This window comes from Streptomyces sp. NPDC058221 (assembly GCF_042882365.1).
Taxonomy (GTDB): Bacteria; Actinomycetota; Actinomycetes; order Streptomycetales; family Streptomycetaceae; genus Streptomyces.
Genome location: NZ_JBHVWF010000170.1, coordinates 1 through 15601, shown reverse-complemented (window position 1 = coordinate 15601; position 15601 = coordinate 1). Strand labels below are relative to the sequence as shown.

Here is a 15601-nt window from a genome sequence, read left to right as displayed (position 1 = left end):
ACCCGGGCCCCGCCGGCCGGCTTCGTGTACGAGGTCAAACCAGTGCGGCCCCGGTTTGACGGTGGGCCTTCACGGGCCCTGAGCGGCGCCTGGCCGCCGGCCGCCGCAGCGGCCGATCTCCTTGCGGCTGATCCTGCGGAGCCTGCGGCGCTGGCTGGGATCCAGTGCCAGATAGGCAATCGCGGGGACTCCGATGAGCACCAGCAGTGACAGCCAGAACCCGATGAACGGCATCAGGACGACTGCGACGACAACTCCCCCGATGGCGATCTTTGCGCTGTTCGACATCGTCCACGCCTCCTCCGCGGCCAGTGGCCGCTCCTTGAGTTGAGAACGCCTGTGCGTGCTCATCGGTTCCAGCCTGCCCCGGACTCGTCCGGAACGGTCACCTCAGCGGCGCGCCGACCTCATGCATGTGCTCGAGTGCCTGGCGGTAGGACTCGATGAGTCCGGTCTCCGCGTACGGCATGCCGAGTGCCTCGCACTGCGCCTTGACCAGGGGCTGGGCCAGCCTCAGGTGCGGGCGGGGCATGCTCGGGAAGAGATGGTGCTCGATCTGGTAGTTGAGCCCGCCGAGGAACCAGTCGGTGAGGACGGCGCCCCGCACGTTGCGCGAGGTGAGGACCTGACGCTGCAGGTGGCCCCAGCGGTCGCCGTCCGGGTCGGGCATCTCCATGCCCTTGTGGTTGGGGGCGAAGGCCATGCCGAGGTGGAGGCCGAAGAGTGCGTGGTGCACGAGGGCGAAGACGACGGCCTTACCGGGCGACATGACGCTGAGCAGCAGTGCCACGTACAGGCCGAGGTGGGCGACCAGGAGCGTGGCAGAGAGGGCGCGCTCCCGGGCGGGCTGCTGTCGCAGGTACTGGAAGCCGGAGATCTTCAGCGCGATGCCTTCCAGGAGCAGCATCGGGAAGAACAGCCGGGCCTGGTTGCGGGTGAGCCAGCGGGCGAAACCCTCGCGCTGCGCGGCCTGCTTCTGGGTCCAGACGAGTGCGCCGACGCCGACGTCCGGGTCCTTGTCCACGTGGTTGGGGTTCGCGTGGTGGCGCACGTGCTTGTCGTTCCACCACGCTTCGTTCATACCGAGCAGCAGATTGGCGTGCACCAGGCCGATGGCCCGGCTCGCCCGGCGGTCACCGGATATCTGCGCGTGTCCGGCGTCGTGGCCCACGAACGCGGTGCGGGACCAGAAGACGGCGAGGGGCAGAGCGAGCAACAGGGTCCACCACGTGTTACCGAGGAGGACCAGACCCGTGAGCACGGCGCCCAGGGCGATCAGATTGACGGCGATACCCGCCGCGTACCAACCGGTGCGGCGTTCGAGGAGTCCCTGCCCCTTGACGGCCCGCAACAGTGGCGCGAAGTCACTTCCTGTACTTCCGGCACTTCCGGCACTGTCACGGGTTCGTTCCGCGACGGTGGTTGCGGCCTGAGGCATGGTGTCTCCGGTCTTGTGAGGTGCGCTGACCTGATGAAACGTACGGGTCGCTGATATACGGCAGCCATGGAGCCACCACCCGAGGTTTCCTGGGGCCAGCCCCCTCATTGCGGAGGGGGGCTGGCTACACCTGGCCGACATACCGGACACAGGTGTGTGATGCGAATCATGTGACGACTGGCCCCGCCGCCGGATGCGATGGAGTACCCTCGGCGACTTCAGTCAACTAGTCAAATTTGAGGAATCTGACATCGCTGTGCACAGCCTCCCTGCAGCAACGCTTGCCGAGATCTCCGCACTCGCCGGCTGTTCCGTGGTGTTCCTGCCCGCGGATCCCTCCCGGACCGGACGCGTCGCCTTTTGGTGCCCTGACGGTAACAGGCCGCCCGATGCGCCCGGGACCGTCGAGGCCCTGATCGTGACCGGCTCCGACGCCCTGCCGTACGAGGTACCGGCGCGACTGCTCCCCGTGCGGGACGCCCTGCCGGTCCTGACCCGCGCACGGAGCTCGGCGCACGCCTCACCGGCGGCCTCGTTCTGGGGGGCCGCTGCGCTGCAGGCCCTTCAGTTCACCGCGCGTGGGCTGCTGTTGCCGGGACTGAGTGCCACGGACCACGACGCCTGGCGGGCCGGACCTCTCACCGCGGACGACCAGACCCGGATCCGGACCCTGGCCGCATCCATGCCCCCAAGTGCCCACGCGGTACCGCTGGATGCGACCGCGGATCCCCTGCTGCTGCCCGAACCGGAGTGGCTGGTACGGGCGTTCCTCGACGCGGTCGCCGACGGACTGCCGCGCACGCCCGCCGCCTCCCTCGCCACCGGAGGCCCGGCGTTCACCGCTGACGCACCGCAGCGGCTGCCTGACCACCGCGCCTGGGTCGCCGATGTCGCGGCCGGGCACGACGCGGGCGTCCGGCTCTCGCTGCGGGTGGAGGTGTCCGGACTCGACCTGGCCGACGAGCCGTCCGGAAGGCAGCCGGCCGGCCCGTCCTTCCGGGTGGTTCCGCAGATCCACAGCGTCAGCGACCCGGCCCTGGTCGCCGACGCGGCCGCGATCTGGACGGGGAGCGGACCGGCCGCCGCCCTCGGGCCGAGGGCCCGGATGGACGCCCTGCTGATGCTGCGCCGGGCCGCCCGGGCCTGGCCGCCGCTGACCCCGCTGCTGTCGGCCGCCGTGCCGGACGCCGTGGAACCGGCCGACGAGGAGATCACCGAACTGCTCGGCGCCGCCTCACGAACGCTCGCCGCGACCGGCGTACAGGTGCACTGGCCCCGGGAGCTGGCGCGCAAGCTCACCGCACGCGCGGTCATCGGCCCCTCCGAAGACGAGGACGGCGGGCACGGCCCGGACGATTCTCCGGGCCTCCTGCGCAGCGATTCCGACACTACGCCGCTCCTGTCCGCGGACGCGCTGCTCTCGTTCGACTGGTGGTTCGCGCTGGGCGATCAGAAGCTCAGCCGCGCCGAGATCGACCGGCTGGCCGAGGCAGGCCGGCCGCTGGTGCGGCTGCGCGACCAGTGGGTGCTGATCGATCCGGACGAGGCCCGTCGCGCCCGGGAGACCCAGGACCGCAAGGTCACACCGATCGACGCACTCGGAGCGGTGCTGACGGGCTCCACCGAGGTCGACGGCCACCGGGTCGAGGTCCGGGCGACCGGCTGGCTGGAGACACTGCGCCGGCGGGTCGCCGATCCGGACTCCCACCGGGAGCAGGGCGGGGAGCCGCCGCTCGGTCAGCCCGCGGCACTCACCGCGACCTTGCGCGACTACCAGCTCCGTGGCCTGAACTGGCTCCACACGATGACCTCGCTCGGACTCGGCGGCTGTCTCGCCGACGACATGGGGCTCGGCAAGACCATCACGCTGATCGCGCTGCATCTGCACCGGCAGGCCCTCGAATCGGCCGCGGGCCCCACCCTGGTGGTCTGCCCGACCTCGCTGATGGGCAACTGGCAGCGGGAGATCGAGAAGTTCGCACCCGGCACCCCGGTGCGCCGCTTCCACAGCGGGTCGCGCAGCCTGGAGAACCTGGCGGCCGGCGAGTTCGTCCTCACCACGTACGGCACGATGCGGCTGGACGCACCGAAGCTCGCGGCCACCCGATGGGGCATCGTCGTCGCCGACGAGGCGCAGCATGTGAAGAACCCGTACTCGGCCACCGCGAAGCAGCTGCGCACCATCGGTGCCCAGGCCCGCGTGGCCCTCACGGGCACCCCTGTGGAGAACAACCTCTCCGAACTGTGGGCCATCCTCGACTGGACGACGCCCGGCCTGCTGGGCCGCCTCGGTACGTTCCGCACGCGGTACGCGCGAGCGGCCGAGGGCGGCAGCGACCCGGCGGCGGCCGAGCGTCTCGGCGCGCTGGTGCGTCCCTTCCTGCTGCGTCGGCGGAAGTCCGATCCGGGCATCGCTCCGGAGCTGCCTCCGAAGACCGAGACGGACCGCGCGGTCTCTCTCACGGCCGAGCAGACGGGGCTTTACGAGGCGGTGGTGCGGGAGACGCTGGCGGCGATCTCCGACGCCGACGGCATCGCCCGGCGCGGGCTGGTGGTCAAACTGCTGACCGCGCTCAAACAGATCTGCAACCACCCGGCGCAGTACCTCAAGGAGGAGGATCCGCAGATCACCGGCCGTTCCGGAAAACTGGAGCTGCTGGACGAACTGCTGGACACCATTCTCGCGGAGGGCGCGGCCGTCCTGGTGTTCACCCAGTACGTGCAGATGGCGCGGCTCCTCGAACAGCATCTGGCGGCGCGCGGGGTCCGCACCCAGTTCCTGCACGGCGGCACTCCGGTCGCCGCGCGGGAGTCGATGGTGAACCGGTTCCAGGCGGGCGAGGCCCCCGTCTTCCTGCTGTCGCTCAAGGCGGCCGGGACCGGGCTCAACCTCACCCGGGCGGGCCATGTGGTGCACTTCGACCGCTGGTGGAACCCCGCCGTCGAGGCCCAGGCGACCGACCGTGCGTACCGCATCGGGCAGACCCAGCCGGTGCAGGTGCACCGGCTGATCGCGGAGGGCACGATCGAGGACCGTATCGCCGACATGCTGGCCCGCAAGCAGGGCCTCGCGGACGCGGTGCTCGGTTCCGGCGAGAGCGCCCTGACCGAGCTCAGCAATGCGGAACTGGCCGATCTGGTGGAGCTGCGAGGGGGCGCACGATGAGCAACGGCTACGAGAGCGACGACTACGGAACCGAGGACTGCGCCGACCCGTACGACAGCGACGAGCCGGACGCCACGGCGCGCCGGGCGTCCTCGGCACCCGAGCGGGAACGCACCTTTGCCGCGCTGCCGCCGGCGAGCGGCCGCGGCTTCGCGGAGTCCTGGTGGGGCCGGGCATGGCTGAAGGCACTGGAGGACACCGCGCTGGACGGGCAGCAGCTCAAGAAGGGGCGCCGGTTCGCCCGTGAGGGCCGGGTCGGTGCGGTGTCCGTACGGCCGGGCCGGATCACCGCGGTGGTCCAGGGCCAGGACTCGAGTGCGTACCGCAGCGATGTGCTGCTCCAGGAGCTGAGCGACGAGGAGTGGGACCGTTTCCTGGACATGGCGGTCGAACGGGCCGGGCACATCGCTGCCCTGCTCGACCGCGAGATGCCTCCGCATCTGGTCGAGGACGCGTCCGCGGCAGGCATTGATCTGCTTCCGGCCATCGGTGACCTCGATCCGGAGTGCACGTGCGAGGCATGGGACCACTGCCCGCACACCGCTGCGCTCTGTTATCAGGTGGCGCGGCTGCTGGACCAGGATCCGTTCGTCCTGCTGCTGATGCGAGGGCGCGGCGAACGCCGGCTGCTGGACGAGCTCCAGGTGCGGATCACCGCACGGGCCGCGGGTCACGCACCGGCCGGCCGGGCCGACGAGTCCGCGGCGGGGCCCTCGGACGGGAGCGTGCGCGGGATCCCGGCGACGGAGGTGTACGCCGTGGCCGGTGGTCTGCCTCCGCTGCCCGCTCCCCCGGCGCTTCCCGGCGAGGCCGGTGCGTCGCCGTCGCTGGACACGGAGACGGAACCGGAGCCGGGCGTGGATCCGACGGCGCTGGAGATGCTGGCGACGGACAGCGCGACGCGCGCCCACCGGATGCTCGCGGACGCGCTGGCCCCGGGTCACGAGCTCCATCCGTTGCCCGCCACGCTGACGCCGGAGCAGGACGCGGTCCGGCTTGCCGCGGAGGCGCGGCCCGAGCCGTGGATCGCGAACCGGATGGCGACCGGATCGGGGCGCGGACCGGCCGGTCTGCAGGTCGCGGTGCGTGCCTGGCAGTACGGCGGCGCCGCGGCGCTCTGCGCCCTCGACGAGAAGTGGACCCCGGACGCGGCGGCACTCGCCCGGGCCAGGAGCCGGCTCGCCGGTGCCTGGGAGGAGGGCGAGGCACCCGGGCTGCGCAGCGAGCACAACCGCTGGACGTCGGTGGACGGCAGCGTTCAGCTCCGCTACGGACGGGACGGGCGCTGGTATCCGTACCGCAAGGAGAGCGGACGATGGGTTCCGGCCGGACCCTCGGACGACGATCCGGCGGCGGCCCTCGCGGGTGCGACGGCGTCCGAGGCCTGACGGAGGCTCAGCGGCGGGCGGGCGAGCACGTCACCACCCGCCCGTCGTGACCGACCGATGCCTCCCCCGATCCGCCCCCTGCCGCTGCCGCTGCCACCACTCGCCGAAATCCCTAACGCACCCTGAACGAGAGGGATTTCAGGCACCCGCTGCCTTCCGTCGCCCGCGCCGCACCCGTACGGTGGGGCCGCTGCATGCTCGGCCGCACACCGGACAGCACATTCCGGTCATCGGACAAGGGGGGCACGGCACCCGGGCCGCGCGAACCCCTGCCGGAACCGAATGCGCAGCCAGCCACCGAGCCACAGACACGCAAGCGTTTCCCCCTCCCCCACAGCTGGAGCACACATGCACCGGAGAAGGATTCTTCAGGGCGCCGCTGTCACAGCCGCGGCTGCTCTGATCCCCGCCTCCGCGCGGGCCGCCGCTGCGACGGCCGGAGACACGGACTACCCGTCGGCCCACTGGGTTCCGGCGTCGACGTCCAACTGCACGGCGTCGACGCGTCCTTCCGAGTATCCCGTGGAGTACGTGGTCATCCATGTCACCCAGGAGACGTTCTCGGACGCGGTCGCGATATTCCAGAATCCGGCGAAACGGGTCTCCGCGCACTACGTGGTCCGCTCGGCCGACGGCTATATCGACCAGTGCGTCAGGGAGGAGGACATCGCCTGGCACGCCGGCAACTGGGACTACAACACCCGAAGCATCGGAATCGAGCACGAGGGCTATGTGGACCAGCCCGAGTACTTCACGGACGCCCTGTACGAGAAGTCGGCGCTGCTGACCGCCTCGGTGTGCGACCGCTACGGCATACCCAAGGACCGTGCGCACATTCTCGGCCATGTCGAGGTCCCGGGCGCCGACCATACCGACCCGGGTCCCCACTGGGACTGGGTGCGTTACATCCGCCTCGTGAACCTGCTCGGCACGGGCTGACCTCCGGCCGGTTCCCGTCCTTCCGATTACTCTCCGCACCACGCTTGTCGCAGACGTCAGCTGCGACGACGATGGGGGTGTACGGCGCCCCTGGACGGGAGGGTGAGTTGACGGACCCCTGGTTGGCCCTGGAAGCCGACGCGGACCCCGGTGAACGGCTCGGCGAACTGCGCCACGCGCACGAGGTGTTCACCGCGGGTGGCCGTCTGGAGACCCCGGTCCGGCCGGTGGTCGGCGAGTCCTGGCGGCGCTCGGCACGGGCCCGCGTCTGCCCGGACGGTGCGGCCCTGGTCGACCTGGACGCCGACGACCTCGGACCGTACCGGGAGTCCCATCCGCTCGCCCGTGTCATGCCGGTGATCCGGGAGCTGATGAGCGCGTACGCGACGGACGGGGAACACCTGCTGGCGGTGTGCGACGCGCACGGCAGGCTGCTGTGGGTCGAGGGACACGCGGTGACCAGACGGCGCGCCGGCCGGATGAACTTCGTGGAGGGCGCCCGCTGGGCGGAGTCGGTCGCCGGCACCAACGCACCGGGAACGGCCATCGCCGTGGACCGCCCGGTGCAGGTCTTCGCGGCCGAGCACTTTCTGCGTCCGGTGCAGCAGTGGACATGTGCGGCGGCGCCACTGCATGACCCGCACACCGGACGGGTACTCGGCGCGGTCGACATCACGGGTGGGAACAGGCTGGCACATCCGCACAGCCTGGCGTTCGTACAGGCCGTGGCCCGGGCAGCGGAATCCCAACTGGCCCTGCTCGCGCCCCCGTCCACCGCGACCGTGCGGCTGAGCGCCCTGGGCAGGGACGAGGCCCTGCTGATCGTGGGCGGCCGTGCGCTGCGTCTCAGCCGGCGTCACAGCGAGATCCTGGTCGCACTGGCCCGGCGCCCCGAGGGCATCGCAGGGGAGGAACTCCTCGTCGATCTGTACGAGGACGAGTCGGTGACCCCGGTGACGCTGCGGGCCGAACTCTCCCGGCTGCGCCGTCTCCTGGGTCCTGATCTGCTGCTCTCCCGCCCCTACCGTCTCGCCGCCCCAGTCGACGCGGATTTCGACGCCGTCGCGCGCAGGCTGGCGTCGGGAGCGGTGGCCGCGGCCCTCAGCGCCTATGCCGGGCCCTTGCTGCCCGGTTCGCAGGCCCCGTCCGTCGTACGGCTGCGGCGCCGGCTGGACGAGTCGCTGCGGGCCGCGCTGATCGCACGCGGCGATCCGGGACTGCTGACGGACTGGGCGTCCAGCCCCTGGGGCGAGGACGATCTGCCCGCCTGGCAGGCGCTGGCCGCGGCCGCGCCGGCGGCGCAGCGGCCGGCTCTGCTGGCCCGCGCCAGAACCCTGGACTCGGAACAGCGCTGAGACCCCCTCACGATACGCAACGGGGTTGCAACGTCGCGCTGTCTAGCCTCACGCCGAGGGCCGTCCAACGGCGGACGGCACCGGATCCGGGAGGCCACAGAGATGACCCGTTACGCTGCGCCGGGCACCGAGGGCGCGATCGTCTCGTACGAGTCGCGATACGACCACTGGATCGGCGGCGCGTACGCACCTCCGGCCCGCGGCCAGTACTTCGAAAACCCGAGCCCCGTCAATGGCCGCCCGTTCACCGAGATCGCACGCGGCACCGCCGAGGACGTCGAGAGCGCCCTGGACGCGGCCCATGCCGCAGCGCCGGCCTGGGGTGCCACGTCGGCGGGTGACCGCGCCTCGGTCCTCAACCGGATCGCGGACCGGATGGAGGCGCATCTGGAGGAGCTGGCGGTTGCCGAGAGCTGGGAGAACGGCAAGCCTGTCCGGGAGACCCTGGCGGCCGACATCCCGCTGGCCATCGACCACTTCCGCTATTTCGCGGGTGCGTTGCGAGCCCAGGAGGGCTCGCTGAGTCAGCTCGAGGAGGACACGGTCGCCTACCACTTCCACGAGCCGCTCGGCGTCGTCGCGCAGATCATTCCGTGGAACTTCCCCATTCTGATGGCCACCTGGAAGCTGGCCCCGGCCCTCGCGGCGGGCAACGCGGTGGTCCTCAAGCCGGCCGAGCAGACACCCGCGTCCATCCATGTCTGGCTGAGCCTGGTGGCGGACCTGCTTCCGCCGGGCGTCGTGAACATCGTCAACGGCTTCGGCGCGGAGGCCGGCAAGCCGCTGGCCTCCAGCCCGCGCGTCGCGAAGATCGCGTTCACCGGGGAGACCACGACGGGGCGGCTGATCATGCAGTACGCCTCCGAGAACATCAAGCCGGTGACGCTGGAGCTCGGCGGCAAGTCGCCGAACATCTTCTTCGACGATGTCTGGTCCGCCGACGACGACTTCCGCGACAAGGCACTTGAGGGCTTCACCATGTTCGCCCTCAACCAGGGCGAGGTCTGCACCTGTCCGTCACGGGCCCTGATCCAGCGCGGCCACTACAGCGAGTTCCTGGAGGCGGGCATCGCCCGCACCGAACAGATCGTGCCGGGCCACCCGCTGGACACGGACACGATGATCGGCGCGCAGGCCTCCAACGACCAGCTCCAGAAGATCCTTTCGTATCTGGACATCGGCCAGCAGGAGGGCGCGAAGATCCTCACGGGCGGCAAGCGGATCGAGTACGACGGAGAGCTCGCGGGCGGCTACTACGTACAGCCGACGATTTTCGAGGGCGACAACCGGATGCGCGTGTTCCAGGAGGAGATCTTCGGCCCGGTCGTCGCCGTCACGTCGTTCACGGACTTCGACGACGCGATCCGCACGGCGAACGACACCCTGTACGGACTCGGCGCAGGCGTATGGACCCGCGACGGCGGCACCGCTTACCGCGCGGGACGGGCCATCCAGGCAGGCCGCGTCTGGACCAACTGCTACCACGCGTACCCGGCGCACGCGGCGTTCGGCGGGTACAAGCAGTCGGGGATCGGGCGGGAGAACCACCGGATGATGCTGGAGCACTACCAGCAGACGAAAAACCTCCTCGTGTCGTACTCGGCGAAGAAGCTCGGATTCTTCTAGGGGCACGAAAGAAGGCGCCTGACCTGACCTTTTCCCTATCAGGCGCCTTCCGTTGGGCACCCTCAGAGATGGGCCCGGTATACGTGGCAACTCCTAGTTCCTCCTGGCGGTATCCCGCTCCTGACCAGCTCTTCCGGACCAGTCACGGACCAAAACCCACGACTCACCCATCTGGCACTGCGCCCCGGCTGACGCGGTCCCACCCCTCCATCGACTGCGCAATGAGGCGGTTGGCCCGCTCCTGCACACCGTCCAGGAACTTGGCGTAGTGACGGAAAAGGACCTCGATGCTCCTGCCCGCCCGGCGAGCGCATTCGGCCAGGTCCACACCGGAGTACAGCCAGAAGGAAATGCCAGCATGCCGGAGATCGTAGGGTCTCTTGGCCAGCCCGGAGGCGAGCTCCGTACGGGTCAGCACGTACTTCCGTGCCCTCGCCCACGTAATGCCATACGCAGACGCGTCGGCGTAGTTGCCCGCCTGGTTCCGGAACAGCCGTCCGTCCGGAGCCACGCCGAACCGTTCGATGTGTGCGGGCCGCGGGGATCACCCTGGAGTCCACGCCCAGCAGGCGCTCGACCACCGCGGAGCAGCCGGTCTCCTCAGCAACCTCCCGGATCACTGTTTCGAACGGATCCTCCGCGTGCTCGACCCTACCGCCCGGAAGAGTCCAGTTGTTCGACGCGTGATGGGCGAGCAGCACCCGCCCGTCATCGATGCACACGGCGTAGGCCGCCAACCGGAAGCTTCCCCGCTTCAACTCGTTCGGGACCGCTTCGGATACACCGGCTGTCTCTTGGCTCATTGGATCATCTTGGCCCACTTCAACTCAGCACTCGCAACCGAAATGGCAGTCGTCTCCATCGGACGGCAACCGCTTCGAGAGCGCCCAGACGTCCTCAGCGGCTCTGAGGCAGGAGCTATTCCGCAGCCTCGAATATCCGTGCTTACCGATATCCACCAAACCGCGCACGTCCTCGTGCTCGTCATCGCAGCACTGTTCCTCGCAGCCTGACGCACCCCCCGCAACACCGAAGGGCCCGTCCACGGACGGGCCCTTCGGCATGCCCGGCCGTACGCCGACGACGAGCACCCACAGCCCTCGCACCCAGCGGCGGTGTCGGGCAGACCGAGGATGTGCACGCTGCCGGTGGGCGCGTCCCGGTCTGCGGTGAGGGTCGGACCGCGGGCGATCATCTCCTTCGCGAACCCGTCCTTGTAGGACCAGTGCGCTTCCAGCAACTCGTCGCGGAGCGTCAGGGATCCGGGCCGGTCACGGTGGTAACAGAGAAACTCCATGCCCGCAGTCTTCCTTCCCCCGGCCGATCAACGAGATTCGGCCGGGCAGCACGGAGAGGTCACGCCGCGTTGACCAGCTTCATGTACTTCGCCCAGTCCCAGTTCGGACCCGGATCCGTGTGGTCCGTGCCCGGAACCTCGACGTGGCCGATGATGTGCGTACGGGCCTTCGGGATGCCGTAGCGGTCGCAGACGGCCGCGGTGAGCTTCGCCGACTGCTGGTACATCACGTCGGTGAACCACTGCGGCTGGTCGACCCAGCCTTCGTGCTCGATTCCGATGGAGCGCGTGTTGTAGTCCCAGTTGCCGGCGTGCCAGGCGATGTCCTCCTCCCGCACGAACTGCCCGATGTAGCCGTCGCCGGAGGCGACCATGTAGTGCGCGGACACCTGGCGGGCCGGATCCTTGAAGATCCGCATCGCGTCCTGGAAGGTCTCCTGGGTGACATGGATGACCACGTAGTTCAGGGGGTAGCTGCTCGGGCGGCTGGAGACCGTGTAGTTGGAGGTGCTCGCCGGTATCCAGTGCGTCACGGGATACGGAGCCGCGGCGGCGGCACGGCCGGCAGCCAGCGGCCCCAGCGCGGCAGCAGCGGCGGTGATGGCGGCGCCCTGCAGCAGGCGTCGGCGCGAGGGTCTGGGGGCGTGGGGGCTGGGCTGATCCATGAGGGGCTCCCTTGGGGAGAGGAGTGGGGCACTCAAGCGCAAGCCGCGTACATGACAATGACGTGCCTCATGATGAGCCCCATCCACACCCCTGCCAAGACCTTCTGGGACATGCCAAAGGGCCGACCAAAGGCGGTACGCACCAGGGGTCGGCCGCGGAGCGAAGCGACGGACGCCGAATCGCCGCGCGGACCGGAGCCGGAGTCTTTCCCGCCCGGCACGGGCCGGGAACTGGCTGGGCGAGTGGCTGGTGTCGCCGATTCCGCATCGGTCCGCCCGCCGTGAAAACGCTGCCTCAGCTCCGGCAGCTGCTGACCGCCGACTACGAGTGGACCCGGGTCCACGCCGCCGCAGCACCGTGGGGCATCGGCGGAGACGCCGAGGCCCCGTCGGTCGTCCACACGCGGCTCGATGCATGGGACAGCAACGACGCGACCTCCAACCACATCCTGACCTGCCTGAAGCGCATGAGGCCCATGCCGGCTCTGCCCCGTACCCGGACAGAACTCGCACTCCACCGCCGCAGCGGCCGTTCCCGAAGCACCGAAAACGACGAAGACCTGCAGTCCACCTGCCACGAGATCGTGGCCCGTCTCGCCTGACGTCGCCGCAGGTGTGACTGAGCGCTTCAGTTGGCCCGACCGGCCAACTTAAGCGCTCAGTCCGTACCACCTTGATTACGCGTGTCTCAGACCACGAAGGCCGGTACTGCAGGCGCCGACCAGTACTCGCCCACCCACGCTTCCAGGGACGTCAGCCCAGGGTGCTGTGCGCGGAGCGTCGCCAGGTCGGCCTTGAAGCCGACCGTGTTGAACCAGTCGAACATGGCGGCCATCTCCTCGCTGTGGGCGCGTACCTGCTCGATCGGCTGGGAGGCGAAGCGCACCGGACGGGCGGCGGTGCGGGCGAACACTTCGGCCAACTGCGGGCCGGTCAGTTCGTCTGCGGCGATCTCGACGGTGCGCCCCAGGTAGTCGGCCGGGGTGTCGAACGCGTCGGCGGCGATGCCTCCAATGTCGCCCGGGGTGATCATCTGGAGCTTCGTGTCCGGGGCCAGACCCATCGTCAGCGTGAGCTCACCGTCCACCCACTGGGGGCCCAGGTGCTCGAAGTTGGTGATGAAGAAGGTTGGCCGCAGGATCGTCGAGGGCAGACCGAGCGCCGTGATGTGCCGCTCGACTTCTCCCTTACTGGCGAAGTGCTGCACCTGGCCGGGGCGGTCGGCGCCATCGACGGAGCTGTAGACGAAGTGCGCGACACCCGCGCGGGCGGCCGCCTCAGCGACTGCCTTGCCCTGCCGGATCTCGCCGGCGCAGCCATCCGGTCCAGCAAAGGTCTGCACGCTGAACACGCCGTACGCGCCGCGCAGGGCCGCATCCAGCGATGCCACATCGTCCAGGTCACCGTGGACCAGGACTGCGCCGGCCTCCTTCAGCGCCAGTGCCTCGGGCTTGTTCGGGTCACGGACCAGTGTGTGCACCGTCCAGCCGCGAGACAGCAGTGCGCGCGCGGTGGCGCCACCCTGCCTCCCCGTCGCACCAGCCACCACAACGACGCGGTTGTCAGACATCCAAGGCTCCTCGATGACGCAGGTCTGGGGTGCCTTGAGTGGCATCCGCCGGTGCAGAACTCTGCTCCCTCAACCACGATTGAGGTCCAGCCCCTGTGATGTACATCATGGCCGCCAGGCTGCTTGTGCCCCGCTCCACGGGCCAGTCATCACGCTCAGCGGGCCAACTCGGGCGCTCAAGGGCCGGCTGAAGCGCTCAGTCACAGCAGGTGTGACTGAGCGCTCTACTTGACCCTTACGGCCAACCCGAACGCTCAGCGGCGGGACCGACGAGCTTGGCCTTCGGGGGTCAGGTGCCACCCGGGCCCCACGCATCAAGTCCGTCGTAGATATGGGCCCTGAGGCAGTGGGGGGCTTCAAAGCCCGAGGCTTCGCCGCGATAGACGGCGATCAGGGAGTCCTTGCCCCGCCACCAGGTGTCAGCAAGTCCCTGGACTTCAGGTACCGGATCGAATCCGTCGAGGTCCAGCTCCTCAACGGCGCCACCCTTGATCTTCGTGATGGTCTTGGCCCAGTAACCCGCATGGTCGGCCAGAGCCAGGGCTTCCACCCAACCCTCTGTGCCGGCGTGCAGCGGTGTCCAGTGGTCGGCGTCGATCCCGAACTCGCCTCCCGGCCCGATCATGAACCCGTAGGCCATCGAGACGCGACAGCCGCCTGCCGAGAACCGCCATCCGCTCACGGCCGAGCCTTTGGGCACATCAGCTTCCAGAACCCGCGGGCCACCCTCGTATGCGGGGGCAGGGGGCAGAGCGATGCCGCCCCAGCGCTCTTGGAAGGCCACGGCCCGGTCGATCTCCGCAGGTGGTATCCCGTGTTGCAGCCATACCTCCCGATAGAGCGTGAGGTCGCGGTGTGGAACACGCAGCCCGTGCCCCTCGACGAAGTAGCGGGCTCGTCGGCTCAGGCCTTCAGGCGCCTGAGGGATCAGTGGCAATCGAGTGTCCGCCGTCATCACTTCTGCCTGTCGCAGGGAGAGGTTGATTCGGCCGGGCGCGGCGGTGCGAACGACTGCGGAGCGCGGGACCAACGGACGGGGTCGCCGCCGGCGCCGCCGGTGAGCCAGGAACCGTCACCCAGGGGCACCAGCTCGTACGGGTTGCTCACCTCGACGGTGAACTCGCCGCTGAGGGTGCCCGTGCGTACCTCGACCAGGTGGTAACGGAACCACTCCTCCTCGTCCTGACCCTCACCGCCCAGGGTGACGATGGCCGTGTCCTCGGTCAGGTAGCCGCCGCTCCATTCCACGAAGGAATCCTCCGGGTCGTACCCGAAGGCTTCAATGGGGAGGGTGAAGAGCACGCCCCCGTCGGGGTGATCGTGGAAGGCGACGTCCGCCTGCCCGTGGTCCACGGTCATGAACTGCTGCCCTGACGGCGCCAGGTCGATCAGGCAGCGGTCCGACCACGGGTACGTCACGAACTCCGGCTCGCTGTCCGCCCCGCCCGTACCCCGGAGAATGACGGAGCCGTCCTGGCCCTCACCGATGTCTAGGTAGATGCTGCCGTCCATGGGATGCACGTGGTGGAAGGCGCCGTGCCCGACCGTCTCCAGTTCCCGGCGGGCGACAACCACACCACTGTCGGCGTCGTGCACGACCCACTGGTCCCCGCCCCCGCGGCCCGCCATCGCGTCCGGCCGGTACACCCACACCGTCCGGCCGTCCAAAGACAGCGCACAGCCAGGCCGGTGGCCATGGCGTGCGTCAGAGTGCGGTTCGAAGTCCGAGGCCCACATGAGGTCGCCGGCGCGCGTAAGGCAGACCACCCCGTTCAGCGTCGTGTACACGACCCGCTCCAAATCCTGCCGGACCACCGACGCTACGACCTCCTCGCCATCCCGCGGCCGGAACACCGCTGCCGGCTCCAGCGTCCCGTAGACGCCGGCGCCCACGACGTAGGCGTGGATCTGCCCGTCGCGAAGACGAGTGATGACCTTCGGTGGCGGCTCAGGAATCATCCGCAGAGGCTAACGCCCAGCTCAGGAACCTCAAGAGCCCGGGCGGTGTGCGCCCGAGCCGGGTAGGCACCGGCTAGCTACAACACTCATAGGCCAACGAAAGCACTAAGTCTCAACACAGCGTTACGGAAGCAAGATCCGCCAAGTAGAAATCTCGGTCGCAACAGCAGGCCCACCCGCTGACAGCAAGCCCTAGAC

General features: G+C 69.5%; 13 protein-coding genes and 2 pseudogenes. 6 read left to right on the top strand and 9 right to left on the bottom strand.

Going from position 1 to position 15601, the window contains the following annotated elements:
• Positions 1 to 69 precede the first annotated feature (69 nt).
• Positions 70 to 288, bottom strand: coding sequence for a hypothetical protein (locus ACFVW8_RS34055; protein ID WP_389696972.1), 219 nt, complete (start codon positions 286 to 288; stop codon positions 70 to 72).
• Positions 289 to 385: 97 nt separating this feature from the next.
• Entirely contained in the window at positions 386 to 1438 is a 1053-nt protein-coding gene (locus ACFVW8_RS34050; RefSeq protein ID WP_389696970.1) for a fatty acid desaturase family protein, read from the bottom strand.
• Positions 1439 to 1694: 256 nt separating this feature from the next.
• Here ACFVW8_RS34050 and ACFVW8_RS34045 point away from each other — a divergent pair, with 256 nt between their 5' ends.
• From ACFVW8_RS34045 to ACFVW8_RS34025, 5 genes are all read left to right on the top strand, one after another.
• Positions 1695 to 4604: an SNF2-related protein gene (locus ACFVW8_RS34045; protein ID WP_389696968.1), complete on the top strand. Its 2910-nt coding sequence runs from the start codon at positions 1695 to 1697 to the stop codon at positions 4602 to 4604.
• Positions 4601 to 5992, top strand: a complete 1392-nt coding sequence (locus ACFVW8_RS34040) for an SWF or SNF family helicase (protein ID WP_389696966.1) — start codon at positions 4601 to 4603, stop codon at positions 5990 to 5992. Before ACFVW8_RS34045 ends, ACFVW8_RS34040 begins: the two co-directional genes overlap by 4 nt.
• A 348-nt stretch (positions 5993 to 6340) precedes the next feature.
• Positions 6341 to 6931: an N-acetylmuramoyl-L-alanine amidase gene (locus ACFVW8_RS34035; RefSeq protein WP_389696964.1), complete on the top strand. Its 591-nt coding sequence runs from the start codon at positions 6341 to 6343 to the stop codon at positions 6929 to 6931.
• Positions 6932 to 7038: 107 nt separating this feature from the next.
• The gene (locus ACFVW8_RS34030) at positions 7039 to 8286 is read left to right on the top strand and encodes a GAF domain-containing protein (protein ID WP_389696962.1); all 1248 of its coding nucleotides are present in this window, start codon (positions 7039 to 7041) and stop codon (positions 8284 to 8286) included.
• 102 nt (positions 8287 to 8388) lie between these two features.
• Positions 8389 to 9912: an aldehyde dehydrogenase family protein gene (locus ACFVW8_RS34025; protein ID WP_389696960.1), complete on the top strand. Its 1524-nt coding sequence runs from the start codon at positions 8389 to 8391 to the stop codon at positions 9910 to 9912.
• Between the two features lie 163 nt (positions 9913 to 10075).
• Here the strand turns inward: ACFVW8_RS34025 and ACFVW8_RS34020 are convergent, their stop codons facing one another.
• The 4 genes and pseudogenes from ACFVW8_RS34020 to ACFVW8_RS34005 form a co-directional block, all read right to left on the bottom strand.
• Complete coding sequence (locus tag ACFVW8_RS34020; protein WP_389696974.1) at positions 10076 to 10423, bottom strand: hypothetical protein; 348 nt, start codon at positions 10421 to 10423, stop codon at positions 10076 to 10078.
• Positions 10377 to 10715 (bottom strand): annotated as a pseudogene (locus ACFVW8_RS34015) (NUDIX hydrolase); the annotation flags it as partial. The pseudogene ACFVW8_RS34015 and the gene ACFVW8_RS34020, both read right to left, overlap by 47 nt.
• 305 nt (positions 10716 to 11020) lie before the next feature.
• Positions 11021 to 11209 (bottom strand): annotated as a pseudogene (locus tag ACFVW8_RS34010) (YciI family protein); the annotation flags it as partial.
• Positions 11210 to 11268: 59 nt separating this feature from the next.
• Positions 11269 to 11874, bottom strand: coding sequence for an N-acetylmuramoyl-L-alanine amidase (locus ACFVW8_RS34005; protein ID WP_389696958.1), 606 nt, complete (start codon positions 11872 to 11874; stop codon positions 11269 to 11271).
• 281 nt (positions 11875 to 12155) lie between these two features.
• Between ACFVW8_RS34005 and ACFVW8_RS34000 the strand changes: the two genes are divergently transcribed.
• Positions 12156 to 12476: a hypothetical protein gene (locus ACFVW8_RS34000; protein WP_389696956.1), complete on the top strand. Its 321-nt coding sequence runs from the start codon at positions 12156 to 12158 to the stop codon at positions 12474 to 12476.
• Between the two features lie 86 nt (positions 12477 to 12562).
• Here ACFVW8_RS34000 and ACFVW8_RS33995 read toward each other — a convergent pair whose 3' ends face one another.
• From ACFVW8_RS33995 to ACFVW8_RS33985, 3 genes are all read right to left on the bottom strand, one after another.
• Entirely contained in the window at positions 12563 to 13444 is an 882-nt protein-coding gene (locus ACFVW8_RS33995) for an NmrA/HSCARG family protein (RefSeq protein WP_389696954.1), read from the bottom strand.
• Positions 13445 to 13733: 289 nt separating this feature from the next.
• Complete coding sequence (locus ACFVW8_RS33990) at positions 13734 to 14399, bottom strand: hypothetical protein (protein WP_389696952.1); 666 nt, start codon at positions 14397 to 14399, stop codon at positions 13734 to 13736.
• Complete coding sequence (locus ACFVW8_RS33985; RefSeq protein WP_389696950.1) at positions 14399 to 15403, bottom strand: hypothetical protein; 1005 nt, start codon at positions 15401 to 15403, stop codon at positions 14399 to 14401. The genes ACFVW8_RS33990 and ACFVW8_RS33985 overlap by 1 nt, the downstream gene beginning before the upstream one ends.
• Positions 15404 to 15601 lie beyond the last annotated feature (198 nt).

Excerpts from the sequence above, each read along its gene's own strand:
- ACFVW8_RS34055 (WP_389696972.1), bottom strand. The coding sequence starts at position 288 with ATGTCGAACAGCGCAAAGATCGCCATCGGGGGAGTTGTCGTCGCAGTC.
- ACFVW8_RS34050 (WP_389696970.1), bottom strand. The coding sequence starts at position 1,438 with ATGCCTCAGGCCGCAACCACCGTCGCGGAACGAACCCGTGACAGTGCC.
- ACFVW8_RS34040 (WP_389696966.1), top strand. The coding sequence starts at position 4,601 with ATGAGCAACGGCTACGAGAGCGACGACTACGGAACCGAGGACTGCGCC.
- ACFVW8_RS34035 (WP_389696964.1), top strand. The coding sequence starts at position 6,341 with ATGCACCGGAGAAGGATTCTTCAGGGCGCCGCTGTCACAGCCGCGGCT.
- ACFVW8_RS34025 (WP_389696960.1), top strand. The coding sequence starts at position 8,389 with ATGACCCGTTACGCTGCGCCGGGCACCGAGGGCGCGATCGTCTCGTAC.
- ACFVW8_RS34005 (WP_389696958.1), bottom strand. The coding sequence starts at position 11,874 with ATGGATCAGCCCAGCCCCCACGCCCCCAGACCCTCGCGCCGACGCCTG.
- ACFVW8_RS33995 (WP_389696954.1), bottom strand. The coding sequence starts at position 13,444 with ATGTCTGACAACCGCGTCGTTGTGGTGGCTGGTGCGACGGGGAGGCAG.
- ACFVW8_RS33990 (WP_389696952.1), bottom strand. The coding sequence starts at position 14,399 with ATGACGGCGGACACTCGATTGCCACTGATCCCTCAGGCGCCTGAAGGC.
- ACFVW8_RS33985 (WP_389696950.1), bottom strand. The coding sequence starts at position 15,403 with ATGATTCCTGAGCCGCCACCGAAGGTCATCACTCGTCTTCGCGACGGG.